Origin of the sequence: Pseudomonas zanjanensis (genome assembly GCF_014268745.2) — a bacterium.
Taxonomy (GTDB): Bacteria; Pseudomonadota; Gammaproteobacteria; order Pseudomonadales; family Pseudomonadaceae; genus Aquipseudomonas; species Aquipseudomonas zanjanensis.
The window spans coordinates 189360-203827 of record NZ_JABWRB020000004.1; the positions used below are offsets into that span (position 1 = coordinate 189360).

General features: G+C 62.1%; 10 protein-coding genes. 2 read left to right on the forward strand and 8 right to left on the reverse strand.

The features are described 5' to 3' along the window. Positions 1-106: 106 nt before the first annotated feature. From HU715_RS23570 to HU715_RS23590, 5 genes are all read right to left on the reverse strand, one after another. On the reverse strand, positions 107-3124 hold the full coding sequence (locus HU715_RS23570; RefSeq protein WP_186707146.1) for a sarcosine oxidase subunit alpha: 3018 nt from the start codon (positions 3122-3124) through the stop codon (positions 107-109). Beyond that, on the reverse strand, positions 3121-3450 hold the full coding sequence (locus HU715_RS23575; protein ID WP_186707145.1) for a sarcosine oxidase subunit delta: 330 nt from the start codon (positions 3448-3450) through the stop codon (positions 3121-3123). The genes HU715_RS23570 and HU715_RS23575 overlap by 4 nt, the downstream gene beginning before the upstream one ends. Positions 3451-3464: 14 nt before the next feature. After that, positions 3465-4715 carry a sarcosine oxidase subunit beta gene (locus HU715_RS23580; protein WP_003177603.1) on the reverse strand — a complete coding sequence of 417 codons (1251 nt, stop codon included), beginning with the start codon at positions 4713-4715 and terminating at the stop codon, positions 3465-3467. 22 nt (positions 4716-4737) lie between these two features. Then, positions 4738-5991, reverse strand: coding sequence for a serine hydroxymethyltransferase (gene glyA / locus HU715_RS23585; protein WP_003206308.1), 1254 nt, complete (start codon positions 5989-5991; stop codon positions 4738-4740). A gap of 310 nt (positions 5992-6301) precedes the next feature. Beyond that, positions 6302-7006 (reverse strand): TraX family protein, encoded by a 705-nt coding sequence (locus HU715_RS23590; protein ID WP_186707144.1) that lies wholly within the window; start codon positions 7004-7006, stop codon positions 6302-6304. Between the two features lie 193 nt (positions 7007-7199). Here HU715_RS23590 and HU715_RS23595 point away from each other — a divergent pair, with 193 nt between their 5' ends. Beyond that, complete coding sequence (locus HU715_RS23595; protein ID WP_186707143.1) at positions 7200-8240, forward strand: threonine aldolase family protein; 1041 nt, start codon at positions 7200-7202, stop codon at positions 8238-8240. Positions 8241-8482: 242 nt separating this feature from the next. On the opposite strand, the gene gbcB is transcribed toward HU715_RS23595, so the two are convergent. Beyond that, positions 8483-9583: a glycine betaine monooxygenase reductase subunit gene (gene gbcB, locus HU715_RS23600; RefSeq protein WP_186707142.1), complete on the reverse strand. Its 1101-nt coding sequence runs from the start codon at positions 9581-9583 to the stop codon at positions 8483-8485. Between the two features lie 283 nt (positions 9584-9866). Between gbcB and gbca the strand changes: the two genes are divergently transcribed. Further along, entirely contained in the window at positions 9867-11162 is a 1296-nt protein-coding gene (gene gbca, locus HU715_RS23605; RefSeq protein ID WP_186707141.1) for a glycine betaine monooxygenase oxygenase subunit, read from the forward strand. A 128-nt stretch (positions 11163-11290) separates the two neighbouring features. Here the strand turns inward: gbca and HU715_RS23610 are convergent, their stop codons facing one another. Continuing rightward, the gene (locus HU715_RS23610; RefSeq protein ID WP_186707140.1) at positions 11291-12535 is read right to left on the reverse strand and encodes a metallophosphoesterase; all 1245 of its coding nucleotides are present in this window, start codon (positions 12533-12535) and stop codon (positions 11291-11293) included. Between the two features lie 27 nt (positions 12536-12562). Beyond that, positions 12563-14431 (reverse strand): c-type cytochrome, encoded by a 1869-nt coding sequence (locus HU715_RS23615; RefSeq protein WP_186707139.1) that lies wholly within the window; start codon positions 14429-14431, stop codon positions 12563-12565. Positions 14432-14468 lie beyond the last annotated feature (37 nt).

The following is a 14468-nucleotide window of genomic DNA, read 5'->3' on the forward strand; positions in this document are numbered from 1 at the left end:
TGATGCCTGGCTCAAATTCCTTTGGCGACTTCGATCCTGTGGGAGCGGGCTTGCTCGCGAATCAGGCGACTCGGTGAAGCTGCCCACCCACAGGACCAAAGTCCCTTTAGATATTCTGCCGATCCCCCTTCGGATCGAAGAACACCGAAGAAACGATCTCTGCCTCGATCACGCTGCCGTCGGCCAATGGCGCGAACACGCGCTCGCCCATCCGCTTGAGGCCGCCCTTGACCACGCCCATGGCAAATGAATAACCCAGGGAGTTGTGGGCATAGCTGGAGGTCACGTGGCCAACCATGGTCATCGGGATCGCCTGCTTGGTGTTGAACACCAGTTGCGCGCCTTCCGGCAGCCAGACATTCGGGTCGATCGGCTTGAGGCCCACCAGTTGCTTGCGGTCTTCACGCACGCAATCTTCGCGATTCATGCCGCGCCAGCCGATCCACGAGAACGGCTTGGTCCGGCCGACGCACCAGCCCATGTTCAGGTCGTCCGGGGTCATCGAGCTGTCCGTGTCCTGGCCGACGATGATGAAGCCCTTCTCGGCCCGCAGCACGTGCATGGTCTCGGTGCCATACGGGGTCAGGTTGTACTGCTTCCCGGCCTCGACGATTTGTTCGAGCACGCCCATGGCGTAGTCGGCCTGCACGTTGATTTCGTACGACAGTTCACCGGTGAACGAGATCCGGAACACCCGCGCCGGCACGCCGCCCACCAGGCCTTCCTTCCAGGTCATGAACGGGAACGCGTCCTTGTCCAGGTCGATGTCGGTGACGTGGCTCAGCAGCTTGCGGCTGTTGGGGCCCGACAGGGTCATGGTCGCCCAGTGGTCGGTGACCGAGGTGAAGTACACCTTCAGGTCCGGCCATTCGGTCTGGTGATAGATCTCCAGCCATTGCAGTACACGCGCCGCGCCGCCGGTGGTGGTGGTCATCAGGAAATGGTTGTCCGCCAGACAGGCCGTCACGCCGTCGTCGAAGACCATGCCGTCTTCCTTGCACATCAGGCCGTAGCGGGCCTTGCCCACGTCGAGCTTGGTCCAGGCGTTGGTGTAGACGCGGTTGAGGAACTCGCGGGCGTCCGGGCCCTGGATGTCGATCTTGCCCAGGGTCGAGGCGTCCAGCAGGCCGACGCTGTCACGCACGGCCTTGCATTCGCGCTTGACCGCGGCATGCATGTCTTCGCCGTTCTTCGGGAAGTACCAAGGGCGCTTCCACTGGCCGACGTCTTCGAACTCGGCACCGTTTTTCACATGCCAGGCATGCAGCGCGGTGAAACGCACCGGCTCGAAGATGTGCCCACAGTGCCGGCCCGCCACCGCGCCGAAGGTCACCGGCGTGTAGTTCGGACGGAACATGGTGGTGCCCATCTGCGGGATGCTCACGTTCAGCGAACGGGCCGCGATGGCCAGGCCGTTGACGTTGCCCAGCTTGCCCTGGTCGGTGCCGAAGCCCAGTGCGGTGTAGCGCTTGACGTGTTCCACCGACTCGAAGCCTTCGCGGGTGGCGAGTTCGATGGCGGCGGCCGTGACGTCGTTCTGCAGGTCGACGAATTGCTTCGGCGCCCGGGCAGTGGATTTTTCGTGAGGCACCTGGAACAGCGCCAGGGTCGGTTCTTCATGACGGCTCAGGGCTTTGGGCAGCACGCCCTCCACCGCCTTGAAGCCGGCTTCGCTGGCCGCGCGCACGCCGCCTTCGAAACCGTCGGCCAAGCTATCGCCGAGGCTGTAGACGCCGTTCACACCGCCGACGCAGACACGCTTTTGCGGCGCTTCGCCCGGTACGAAACCGAGGATGTCTTCACGCCAGATCGGCTTGCCGCCCAGGTGCGACGCCAGGTGGACCACCGGGCTGTAGCCGCCGGAGCTGGCCACCAGGTCGCAGTCCAGCCATTCGCCGGGGCTGGTGACTTTGTGGGCGCGAACGTCGATCGCGGCGACACGTGCCCCGGTGACGCGCTTGCTGCCACGGGCCTCGATCACGGCGCTGCCGGTGAGGATACGAATGCCCTTGGCGCGGGCTTCTTCCACCAGCGCACCCCGTGGGTTGCTGCGGGCGTCGGCCACGGCGATCACTTGCAGGCCGGCGTCGAACCAGTCCAGGGCCACGCGATAGGCGTGGTCGTTGTTGGTGCTCAGCACCAGTTTCTTGCCCGGCGCCACACCGTAGCGGCGGATGTAAGTAGAAACCGCGCCAGCCAGCATGTTGCCCGGCACGTCGTTGTTGCCGTAGACCAGCGGACGCTCGCAGGCGCCGGTCGCCAACACCACGCGCTTGGCACGAACGCGGTTGATGCGCTGGCGAACCTGGCCGATCGGTGCGCGGTCGCCGAGGTGGTCGGTGAGGCGCTCGTGGATGGTCAGGAAGTTATGGTCGTGGTAGCCATTCACGGTGGCGCGAGGCAGCAACACCACTTCCGGCATCGCGCGCAGTTCAGCCACCGCAGCCGCGACCCATTCGGTCGCCGGCTTGCCGTCCAGGCTCTCGCGGGAGTCGAGCAGGCTGCCGCCGAACTCTTCCTGCTCATCGGCCAGGATCACGCGGGCACCGCTACGGCCAGCCGCCAACGCGGCAGCCAGGCCAGACGGGCCAGCGCCAACGATCAGCACGTCGCAGTGACGGTTCATGTAGTCGTAGGTGTCTGGATCGTTCTCGGTCGGCGAGCGACCCAGGCCCGCGGCCTTGCGGATGTACTTCTCGTAAGTCATCCAGAACGATTGCGGGTACATGAAGGTTTTGTAGTAGAAGCCCGGCGGCATCAGCTTGCCGCCGACCTTGCCGAGAATCCCCATCATGTCGTTGTTCACGTTCGGCCAGCCGTTGGTGCTGGTGGCGACCAGGCCCTGGTACAGCGCCTGTTGCGTGGCGCGCACGTTCGGGATTTGCGTGGCTTCGGTGGCGCCGATCTGCAGCACCGCGTTCGGCTCTTCGGCACCGGCGGCGAAGATGCCGCGCGGCCGCGAATACTTGAAGCTGCGACCGATGATGTCGACACCGTTGGCCAGCAGCGCGGCGGCCAGGGAATCGCCCTCGAAGCCTTTGTAGGTCTGGCCGTTGAAGGTGAAGCTCAGCACTTTGTTGCGGTCGATCCGTCCGCCGTTGGACAGGCGATTGATCTGGCTCATACCTTCTCTCCCAGAGCCTGTGCAGCCGCTTTCGGACTGTCAGCCTTGTCGGTGAACTGCGGCTTTTGGCCGATCTTGTAGGTTTCGAGAATCTCGTAGGTCACGGTGTCACGGGTCGCGTTGAAGTACTGGCGGCAACCGGCGACGTGGTCCCACAGTTCATGGTGCAACCCGCGAGGGTTGTCACGGAAGAACATGTAGTCGCCCCACTCCTCGTCGGTGCAGGCGTTCGGATCCAGTGGACGCGGGATATGCGCCTGGCCGGATGCATGGAATTCCTCTTCGGAGCGCAGTTCGCCGCAGTGAGGACAGAAGATGTGCAACATAGGGATTTCTCCTGTTAGTGGGCGACGGCAGCAGCGCCGTGTTCGTCGATCAGTGCGCCGTTGTGGAAACGGTCGATGGAAAACGGTGCGGCCAGTGGGTGCATTTCACCCTTGGCCAGGCTTGCAGCGAAGACGTTGCCCGAGCCCGGGGTGGCCTTGAAGCCACCGGTGCCCCAACCGCAGTTGAAGAACATGTTCGGCACCGGGGTCTTGGAGATGATCGGGCAGGCGTCCGGGGTGGTGTCGACGATGCCGCCCCACTGACGGTTCATGCGCACGCGGGACAACACCGGGAACATCTCGACGATGGCCTGGACCGTGTGTTCGATCACCGGGTACGAGCCACGCTGGCCGTAGCCGTTGTAGCCGTCGATACCGGCGCCGATCACCAGGTCGCCCTTGTCGGACTGGCTGATGTAGCCGTGCACGGCGTTGGACATGATCACGCTGTCGATGATGGGCTTGATCGGCTCGGACACCAGCGCTTGCAGCGGGTGGGATTCGATCGGCAGGCGGAAGCCGGCGAGCTTGGCCATGTGCCCGGAGTTACCGGCAGTGACCACGCCGACGCGCTTGGCGCCAATGAAGCCCTTGTTGGTTTCCACGCCGATGCACACGCCGTTTTCCTTGCGGAAACCGATCACTTCGGTCTGCTGGATCAGGTCCACGCCCAAGGCGTCCGCCGCCCGGGCGAAGCCCCAGGCCACGGCATCGTGACGGGCCACGCCGCCGCGACGCTGGACGGTGGCGCCCATCACCGGGTAGCGGGTGTTCTTCGAGCAATCCAGGTACGGGATCTCGTCGGCCACTTGCTTGGCGTTGAGCAGCTCGCCGTCCACGCCGTTGAGGCGGTTGGCACTGACGCGACGCTCGGAATCACGGATGTCCTGCAGGGTGTGGCACAGGTTGTAGACGCCACGCTGGGAGAACATCACGTTGTAGTTCAGGTCCTGGGACAGGCCTTCCCAGAGTTTCATCGCGTGTTCGTACAGGTGGGCCGATTCGTCCCACAGGTAGTTGGAGCGCACGATGGTGGTGTTGCGCGCGGTGTTACCGCCGCCCAACCAGCCCTTCTCGACCACGGCCACGTTGGTGATGCCGTGTTCCTTGGCCAGGTAGTAGGCGGTCGCCAGGCCATGCCCGCCGCCGCCGACGATGACCACGTCGTAGACCTTTTTCGGGGTCGGCGTGCGCCACATCCGCTGCCAGTTTTCATGATGGCTGAGTGAGTGTTTGAAGAGGCCGAAGCCCGAATAGCGTTGCATAGTCATTTACTCCAAAACCGACTCAGCGATAAACCGGGAAGTCCGCGCACAGGGCCGCCACTTGCTGCGCGACATTGGCCTCGACATCGGCATCGCCGAGGTTGTCGAGGATGTCGCAAATCCAGCCGGCCAGCGTGACGCACTGGGTAACCTTGAAGCCACGGGTGGTCACCGCTGGGGTGCCAATGCGCAGGCCCGAAGTCACGAACGGCGATTGCGGGTCGTTCGGCACGGCGTTCTTGTTGACGGTGATGTGGGCGCGGCCCAGTGCGGCATCGGCGTCCTTGCCGGTCAGGCCCTGACGGATCAGGCTGACCAGGAACAGGTGGTTATCGGTACCACCGGACACTACATCGTAGCCGCGCTTGATGAACACGCCAGCCATGGCCTGGGCGTTATCGATCACTTGCTGCTGGTAAGCCTTGAAGCCAGGCTCCGCCGCTTCCTTGAAGCACACCGCCTTGCCGGCGATCACGTGCATCAGCGGGCCGCCCTGGGCACCGGGGAATACCGCGGCGTTGAGCTTTTTCTCGATTTCTTCGTTGGCCTTGGCCAGGATCAGGCCGCCACGTGGACCGCGCAGGGTCTTGTGGGTGGTGGTGGTGACCACGTCGGCGTACGGCAGTGGGTTCGGATACAGGCCAGCGGCAACCAAGCCAGCGACGTGGGCCATGTCGACGAACAACAGGGCACCGACCTTGTCGGCGATCTGGCGGAAGCGTGGGAAATCCAGGGTCTTGGAGTAGGCGGAGAAGCCGGCAACGATCATCTTCGGCTTGTGCTCGACCGCCAGGCGCTCGACTTCGTCGTAGTCGATCAGGCCGGTGGTGGTGTCGATGCCGTATTGCACCGCGTTATAAAGCTTGCCCGAGGACGACACCTTGGCGCCGTGGGTCAAGTGACCGCCGTGGGCCAGGCTCATGCCCAGGATGGTGTCGCCGGCTTGCAGCAGGGCCAGGTACACGGCGCTGTTGGCCGACGAACCGGAGTGCGGCTGGACGTTGGCGTAATCGGCACCGAACAACTGCTTGGCGCGCTCGATGGCCAGGGCTTCGACTTTGTCGACGTGTTCGCAACCACCGTAGTAGCGCTTGCCCGGGTAGCCTTCGGCGTACTTGTTGGTCAAGCCGCTGCCCTGGGCCTCCATCACGCGCTTGCTGGTGTAGTTCTCTGACGCGATCAGCTCGATGTGATCTTCCTGGCGTTGCTCCTCGGCGTTCATCGCCGCCAGCAGTGCATCATCGTAGCCTTGGATTTGGTCTTGCTTGCTGAACATCGCGTCTCTCCCAGCGGCGGCGGTGCGCCTTTCGTCTCGGTGAGGCACGGACCGTTTCGGTCGTGCCCTTTGGATGCGATGGTATGGCTGGCGCAGGCATGTCAAATGCCTATGGACGCCACGCAAAGGTGCGTTTACGACATGGGATCAAATGGAATGGAACACTCCCCCCTGTGGCGAGGGAGCTTGCTCCCGCTGGAGGGCGAAGCCCTCCCAAAAAGGCCCACGCAGATCTGCCTGATAAACCCAGGTGTTTGGTCTTGGGGCTACTTCGTAGCCCAGCGGGAGCAAGCTCCCTCGCCACAATGGGTTATGCGACGATCTGGCGAACCGCGAGCAGAACCAAAAAATGTGCGGGGTACAGCGCATAAGCCCAACGCCGCATCGGCAATGGATGAAAACGACCGGCCTGTCGCAAGAGCACCAGCCCCAGCCATGGCGCGATCAGGCAAGCCACCAGCCCCCACAACGCCACCCCATCCCCCAGCCACGCGGCGCCATACAACACCCGCCATTGGTTGGCCGCCACGCAGACCAATCCCGGCAACAAGGCCAGATACAAGGAACGCTTGAATACCAGCAACATCACCAGCGGCAGCAATACACCAAAGAAACCGAACATCAGCCGCGACGAAAACAGCGCCGCCAGCAGCAATGCCGTCACGGCCAGGCAGCGCGCTTCCAAGGTGGGCGTCTGCCAACAGCGCGCCACCAATAACCCAAGCACCAACGTAGGCATGACATTCAAGGTGGCGGGGTCGGGAATGAACAAGCGATAAGGAATTTCGCTGACAGCACTGAACAGCAACAGCCAACCCAGGTAACGCCATCGCGCATTGTCGGCCCCACTGCGCGCAAGATTGGCCGCCATCGCCAGGCAGAACCACGGGAACGCCAACCGTCCAGGCACGTAGAGCCAATCGGCGGAAAAACCGACATATCGCAGGTGATCGAGCACCATCGACAACAATGCCAGCCATTTGAGCAGGTCCAAGGCACCGTCGCGCCGACTCATGTTTGCATTGGCCCTGGGACGTTGTGATTTTCTGACAGAAACATCACTTATGTTCCCTCGCTAATCTTGGGTAAAGTGCGCACCAACATAGACCACGACGTCGCGGACTCAAGCACGTCGAACCAAGGAACCCCCACCCGGGAATTCCGCCAGGGATCTCTTACCCAGGACTCTCTATTCAAGGAGCAAGGCCATGACCGACAAGAGCCAACAATTCGCCAGCGACAACTATTCCGGCATTTGCCCCGAAGCCTGGGCGTTCATGGAAAAAGCCAACCAGGGCCACCAGCGCGCCTATGGCGACGACGAATGGACCCACCGCGCGGCGGATGATTTCCGGTCCTTGTTCGAAACCGACTGCGAAGTATTTTTTGCGTTCAACGGCACCGCGGCCAACTCTTTGGCACTGTCGTCACTGTGCCAGAGTTACCACAGCGTGATCTGCTCGGAAACCGCCCACGTCGAAACCGATGAATGCGGCGCCCCGGAGTTCTTCTCCAACGGTTCAAAGCTGCTGGTGGCTCGCACCGAAAACGGCAAGCTGACCCCCGAGTCGATCCGCGAGATCGCGCTCAAGCGCCAGGACATTCACTATCCCAAGCCCCGAGTCGTGACCCTGACCCAAGCCACGGAAGTCGGCAGTGTCTACACGCCGGATGAAATCCGCGCCATCAGCGTCACCTGCAAGGAACTGGGGTTGAACCTGCACATGGACGGCGCACGGTTTTCCAATGCCTGCGCTTTCCTCGGCTGTACTCCAGCCGACCTGACCTGGAAGGCCGGCGTGGACGTGCTGTGCTTCGGCGGGACGAAAAACGGCATGGCGGTCGGTGAAGCGATCCTGTTCTTCAACCACGACCTCGCCGAAGATTTCGACTACCGCTGCAAACAGGCCGGGCAGCTGGCGTCGAAAATGCGCTTCCTCTCCGCGCCTTGGGTCGGCCTGTTGCAAAACGACGCCTGGCTCAAGCACGCCCGCCACGCCAACCGCTGCGCGCAATTGCTGGCAGAACTGGTCAGCGACATTCCCGGCGTGGAACTGATGTTTCCGGTCCAGGCCAACGGCGTGTTCCTGCAACTCTCGGAACCGGCCATCGCCGCGCTGACGACCAAGGGCTGGCGCTTCTACACCTTCATCGGCAAGGGCGGCGCACGCTTCATGTGCTCGTGGGACACCGAGGAAGCGCGGGTGCGGGAATTGGCGGCGGATATTCGGGAAGTGATGAGCGCCTGAAGCAACGACCGATATCTTCGGTTTTTTGGGCTCTGGGGCTTTTAAGCTTTTGTGGCGAGGGAGCTTGCTCCCGCTGGGCTGCGCAGCAGCCCCCATGCGGTGTATCAGGTAGCTCGTGGTTACCAGATGACGACTGCTGCGCAGCCGAGCGGGAGCAAGCTCCCTCGCCACCGATAAACCCCTCCCAGTAAAAGTAAATCCCTCCAGGTACAGAGGGATTTACACCTGCCTGAGCGAGCAAATCAGAAATCGATCCGCACATCCCCCTTCGGCACGCTGCAGCACGACAGGATATAACCCTCGGCCTCGTCGTCCTCGGTAATCCCGCCGTTGTGCTCCATCTCCACTTCCCCGCCCAGCTTCAGCACCTTGCAGGTGCCGCAGATGCCCATGCCGCAGGCCTTGGGGATCATCATGCCGAGCTTGGCGGCGGCGGCGTGGACGGTTTCTCCCGGCCCCACGCGAATGCTCTTGCCAGTAGAGGTGAACTCCACCAGGTGCAGGTCCGCCGCATCGACTTCCGGAGCATCGGCTGCCTGTTCGGCCTGTTCCACGGCGTCGGCACGGGCTTCCGGTGGCGTGGCGCCGAAGGATTCCTCGTGGTAACGCTTCATGTCGTAACCGGCCGCTTCCAGCAGGCGCTTGACCGCGGTCATGTACGGGGTCGGCCCGCAACAGAACACCTCGCGCTCGAGAAAGTCGGGCACCATCAATTCCAGCATCTTGTGGTTCAGGTAACCGCGATACCCGGCCCAGGGCTCGCCCAGACCATGCCTTTCACAGATCAGGTGCAAGCTGAAGTTGTCGATCCGCGACGCCATGTGTTCCAGCTCGCGGTGGTAGATGATGTCCTTGGGCGAGCGGGCGCTGTGGATAAAGGTCATGTCGACATTGGCGTTGGTGTCGTAGAACCAGCGGGCCATGGACATGCACGGCGTGATCCCCACGCCACCGCTCAGGTAAAGCACTTTCGGGCTCGGGAAATCGATGGCGTTGAACAACCCCACCGGCCCGTGTACCGCCAGTTCCTGGCCTTCGTGCAGGGTGTCGTGCAACCAGTTGGAGACCTTGCCCCCCGGCACGCGCTTGATGGTCACCGAGAAACTGTAGGGCACCGACGGCGAGCTGGAGATGGTGTAGGAGCGCATGATCGGCTGGCCTTCGATTTCCAGCTCCAGGGTGACGAACTGCCCGGGCTTGAAAAAGAACATGATCGGCTGGTCGGCCATGAAGCAGAAGGTGCGCACATCCCAGGTTTCCTGGATGACTTTGACGCAACGTACGATATGTCGGCCATTGGCCCAGGTCTGGGTAGTGACCGGGTTCAGGAAGTTATTGGACATGCTGATCTCCACGGCCGACTGTCGGCCTTCATGAGGGCGATTGTGCGCAGGCGCCTGGGTGACCATTTACCTATCTGCGACATTCACATACTTATCGCGACCAGCCCCCAACGACCGGGGCTAGCGCGTCGGGAACAGATTGGGCCATGTCGCCCATGGATAAGGTTGCGCCCCTGCGCGGCCCCACACTCGCCCCAACAGATAAACAAAGCTTTCTGCCTTGCGTAGCACAACCGATTAGTCATTTTTCGCCGGCCACAAAGATGGCCATGAGGATAAAACGATGGACGTCACCACTACCCTGAGCCTGGGCGATCCGCTGGAACCCGCACGCAAGGCCACCGCGCAAATGCTGCAGGAGCGCGAGCGTACCTTTTCGCTGCCGCAACCGTTCTACAGTGATGAGCGCCTGTTTGATATCGACATGCAGGAAATCTTCCAGAAAGAATGGTTGATCGCCGGCATGACTTGCGAGATCCCGGCCAAGGGCAACTACCTGACCCTGCAAGTCGGCAAGAACCCGATCATCGTGATTCGCGGCGCCGACGGTGTGGTGCACGCGTTCCATAACGTCTGCCGCCACCGCGGTTCGCGGCTGTGCACCAGCGAAAAAGGCAAAGTCGCCAAACTGGTCTGCCACTACCACCAGTGGACCTACGAGCTGGACGGTCGCCTGCTGTTCGCCGGCACCGAGATGGGCGCCGACTTCGACATGAAGCAGTACGGCCTCAAGCCGGTGAATGTGAAGACCGCTGGCGGCTACATCTTCATCAGCCTGGCCGAGAACCCGCCGGCCATCGATGACTTCCTGTCGACGCTGAACCATTACATGGAACCCTACGACATGGAGAACACCAAGGTGGCGGTGCAAACCACCTTGATGGAAAAGGCCAACTGGAAGCTGGTGCTGGAGAACAACCGCGAGTGCTACCACTGCAACGCCTCGCACCCCGAATTGCTCAAGACCCTGCTGGAATGGGACGACGTCACCGACCCGCGGGCCGACCAGGCCTTCAAGGACCACGTGGCCGCTTCCGCCGCCGCCTGGGACGCCGAGAAGATTCCTTACGCCCACGCCAGCTTCGGCCTGCGCAACCGCATCGTGCGCATGCCGTTGCTCAAGGGCACCGTGTCGATGACCATGGACGGCAAGCAAGGCTGCGCCAAGCTGATGGGCCGCATCAAGAACCCGGACCTGGGCTCGATGCGTATCCTGCACCTGCCGCATTCGTGGAACCACTGCATGGGCGACCACATCATCGTGTTCACCGTGTGGCCGATCAGCGCCCAGGAAACCATGGTCACCACCAAGTGGCTGGTGCACAAGGATGCGGTCGAAGGCGTGGACTACGATGTGGAGCGCATGCGCCAGGTCTGGGACGCCACCAACGACCAGGACCGTCGCCTGGCCGAGGAAAACCAGCGCGGCATCAACTCCACCGCCTACCAGCCAGGCCCGTACTCCAAGACCTATGAGTTCGGCGTGGTGAACTTCGTGGACTGGTACAGCGAGCGCATGCTCAACAACCTGGGCGCTGAACCGGCGCCGTACCTCAAAGGTGTTCCAGTCCAGGGCTAAAAACTAAAAGCTTCGTCGGATCGCCGCCCGGAGCAAGCCCGCTCCCACAGTTGACCGAGTTTCTTCAGAAGGAATGAGATCGAATGTGGGAGCGGGCTTGCTCGCGAAGGCGGTCTAACAGCCGACGACTAATGTGAAGACCACCGCACACTGCCATCCTCCCCATAAAACGTCTCGACAATCTCCTCCCCCCTCAACTGCACCTTCACATACCCATTCAACACCCGCTCCGGATACGCCTCGTCCCCCGCCAATTCAGTTTCCGACCACAGCACCCGCGCATGCCCATTCAACTCGCTGGTGGTGCCATAGGGAATCGCTCCATGCCCGGCGCAGCGCGCATGCAACCCGCCTTGCGCCGCATAGCAAATACCATTGTGCAAATGCCCCCAATACCAATAATCCGGCTCACGCCCCAGGGCATCACACACCGGTTGGTAGAGCGCAGTCTTGTTATGCCCGGAAATATCGAAGCCCTGGTGATGACTGAGCACCATCAGCTTCTTGCGCTTGGGCAGGGTTTTCATCCACTCGATCTGCTGGGTGTTGAGGGTGCCGTCCATGTACAGGTTCATGGCGTCCGAGGCGTACGCACTGTCCAGGCCAACCACCAGCCAGTCATCGTTGTACAAGGCGAAATAGCTGGTGCCCTGCTGCACCGGAAAACGCGCCGCCAGTTCCTTGAAGTAACCATGGGCGCCGCTGTACATCTCATGGTTGGAGTTGAGGGTGAACGAGCCGTGCTTGCCCTGGGGCCAACCGGCCATGTCGACGTCTTCCTGGGAGTGGGTGCCGGCGTAATACACGTCGCCCAGGTGGATGGTGAAATCGGCCAGGGCCAATTGCATCTGGTTGGCCACCGCCACCGCCGGGGCGTGACTGTCGAACGGCCCGGTGCCCCAGTCGCCGGCAATGGCGAGCACAACGTCGTTGTCCATCTTCACCAGCGCCGGGGTAGTGGCGAACGGCGCGTGGTGGCGCAGGTTTTCGATCCATTTGAGCAGCGCCTCGCTCCACAGCAGATCCAACAGTTCCCATTTGCGACAGCCCAGTAACGTGCCGTCCTTGAGCACGCGGGTCGGCAACTCGTCTTCGCTTTGCGGCAGCGGCGTGGCGTTGCCGATCTTCAGGATCGACAAGCCGTGAGCCAGTTCCCAGGGCACGGCCGGTTCGTCGTCCGGCAAATCCCCGTGGTCGATGACGTGACGGGCCTGGTCGTGGCCTCGCTGCAGCAACTTGACGATGGCCTGGAACTCCTCGGGCTCCAGGTCGTTGATGAGTTTCTTCCAGGACATCTCCAGCCGAGTAACCAACCCGTGCAGGCGGACCTTGACCTTGTCGAACTCATGTTCCCAATGGTGCAGTAATGACATGTGAACGCTCCTTCGTTTTGCCCTGGGCTACAGGGTTTTCATGAATTCGATCAGGGCCCGTTTGTCGACGTCCGACAACTGCGTGCCGTACAGATGGCCGCCGTTGTGATTGCCTTCCAGGCGGGTGTCGTATTTGAAATCCGCCGACGCCTTCATCTGCGCGCCGCTGGTGACGAAGCCGACCTTCTGCGGGTCGTAAATGTCGGAGCCGGTGTAGAACACCTGCGGACGCTGCTCCGGCGCTTGCAGCAGATCCCACAGGGTTGGCACCGAACCGTTATGCAGGTACGGCGCCCGCAACCAGATGCCGTCGGTCGGCGTGTTGCTGTAGCTCTGGGTCTTGCGATAGGCGCCAAAGTCGAACGGCGGTTTCTTGAAGCCGTGGAACGCCGACACCAGGCCCGTGGTGAAGGAATTCAGGCGATGGGGGTCGGTGCCCAACTGGTCGATGTTGGTGGTGACCTGGCCGGTGTCGCTGCGGCCGAAATCATGGCAGCTGGCGCAGTTTTTCTCCCAGATCGGTTTGCCCTGGGCGACTTTCGCCTGGTCCAGGGCGAACGGCCAAGCCGGCGCCTTGTGGCCCAGCAGCCAGTTCGTGACGCGATTGAAACTCGGCGGCAGCACCGATTGCGGCGTCGCGCCCACGGCCATGGCCGCTGCATAGTTGCGTTCGTGGATCTTGTTGTTATTGCCGTCCCAATGCAGGTACATGGACTCGCGGGGCTTCTGGTTCCACACCTGCGGCAGGTCCACGGTGCCGATGGTGGAATCATCCGGGAAGCCGAACACCACCATTTTGGTCGGGTTGAAGGTGTCGGTCCGCCCTGGCCCTTGGGCCGGACGCAGCTTCTGCCAGGCGTAGGCCTGTTTCTGCTTGAGCAGCGCACTCTTGGCCATCGGGATGATCAGGTAGCGGTTGTACAGTTTCTCGAAGAAGCCCAGTTGGAACTTGCCATTGATCGCCGTCATCACCGCCTCGGGGGTGAATTTCGGGTCGCTGGCGCATTCGTAGGCGAACCATTGGAAGGCTTGAAGTTGCAGGGTATTGGCCGGCGCGGCGGCGACCGGCACCGCGACGTCACTGGCATTGGCCCGGTAGGAACCGGTGTGGCACAGGGCGCAGTTCGGCTCCACGGTGGGGTAACCGAGCTGCCGCTTGGCCATGCCGATGGGCAGGTCGTTGCCGTTTTCATAGAGAAAACCGAATACCTCGTAGCCACCCGGCTTGGGCAGTTTTTCCGGGCACATCTGCGGCAGCACGGCGAACAGGTAGTAGGGAATCCGCGCCTCGATGCCCAGGCCGATGGCGGCGTATTTGTAATGGTCTTCGTCGGAGGCGAAGTCCGGCTGTGGCACCTCCCGGATCATCTGGTACCAGGTCTGGTAGCCGATGAACCCCAACAGCAACACCACCACCAACGTGCCGACCTTGAACCCGTGGCTCTGCCAGCGCAGCGCCCAGCCGGCGCGCCACTCCCGCCAACCGGCGCAGAGCAAGGCCAGCGGACGATTGGCCACTGGGCTGCCCAGGTACAGCAGCACGCCCAGGATCAGGAACATGCTCAGGTCGCCCATCAGCATCGGCACGAACAGCTGGCCCTGGTTGTTGGTGTTGATCAGGTAAATCCAGAACACCACCGCCACCAGCCGCGACAGCACGCACAACCATGAGTGCACGACGAAATGCGGCGCGTTGAACCCCGAGGGCATGTAGAACAGGCTGATCCCCACCAGCAACATGCCGGCGTTTCCCAGCCAGGGATCGGACAATACGGGGGGCAGGCCGATCATGGACGTCAGCAACGCCGGCGCGAACAGCGCCGGGATCGCGAAGAACATGTTCATGACAATCCCGACCCAGATGATGCGTTGGAACCAGCGGATGTAAGTGTTCATGGCATCCTTTTCCTTATTCTTGACTCACCACAAAACC

What these genes read in the sequence shown, in the direction of transcription:
- glyA (WP_003206308.1), bottom strand. Translation starts at nt 5,991, where the DNA reads ATGTTCAGCAAGCAAGACCAAATCCAAGGCTACGATGATGCACTGCTG.
- gbca (WP_186707141.1), top strand. Translation starts at nt 9,867, where the DNA reads ATGGACGTCACCACTACCCTGAGCCTGGGCGATCCGCTGGAACCCGCA.
- HU715_RS23590 (WP_186707144.1), bottom strand. Translation starts at nt 7,006, where the DNA reads ATGAGTCGGCGCGACGGTGCCTTGGACCTGCTCAAATGGCTGGCATTG.
- HU715_RS23570 (WP_186707146.1), bottom strand. Translation starts at nt 3,124, where the DNA reads ATGAGCCAGATCAATCGCCTGTCCAACGGCGGACGGATCGACCGCAAC.
- HU715_RS23595 (WP_186707143.1), top strand. Translation starts at nt 7,200, where the DNA reads ATGACCGACAAGAGCCAACAATTCGCCAGCGACAACTATTCCGGCATT.
- HU715_RS23615 (WP_186707139.1), bottom strand. Translation starts at nt 14,431, where the DNA reads ATGAACACTTACATCCGCTGGTTCCAACGCATCATCTGGGTCGGGATT.
- HU715_RS23610 (WP_186707140.1), bottom strand. Translation starts at nt 12,535, where the DNA reads ATGTCATTACTGCACCATTGGGAACATGAGTTCGACAAGGTCAAGGTC.
- HU715_RS23575 (WP_186707145.1), bottom strand. Translation starts at nt 3,450, where the DNA reads ATGTTGCACATCTTCTGTCCTCACTGCGGCGAACTGCGCTCCGAAGAG.
- gbcB (WP_186707142.1), bottom strand. Translation starts at nt 9,583, where the DNA reads ATGTCCAATAACTTCCTGAACCCGGTCACTACCCAGACCTGGGCCAAT.
- HU715_RS23580 (WP_003177603.1), bottom strand. Translation starts at nt 4,715, where the DNA reads ATGCAACGCTATTCGGGCTTCGGCCTCTTCAAACACTCACTCAGCCAT.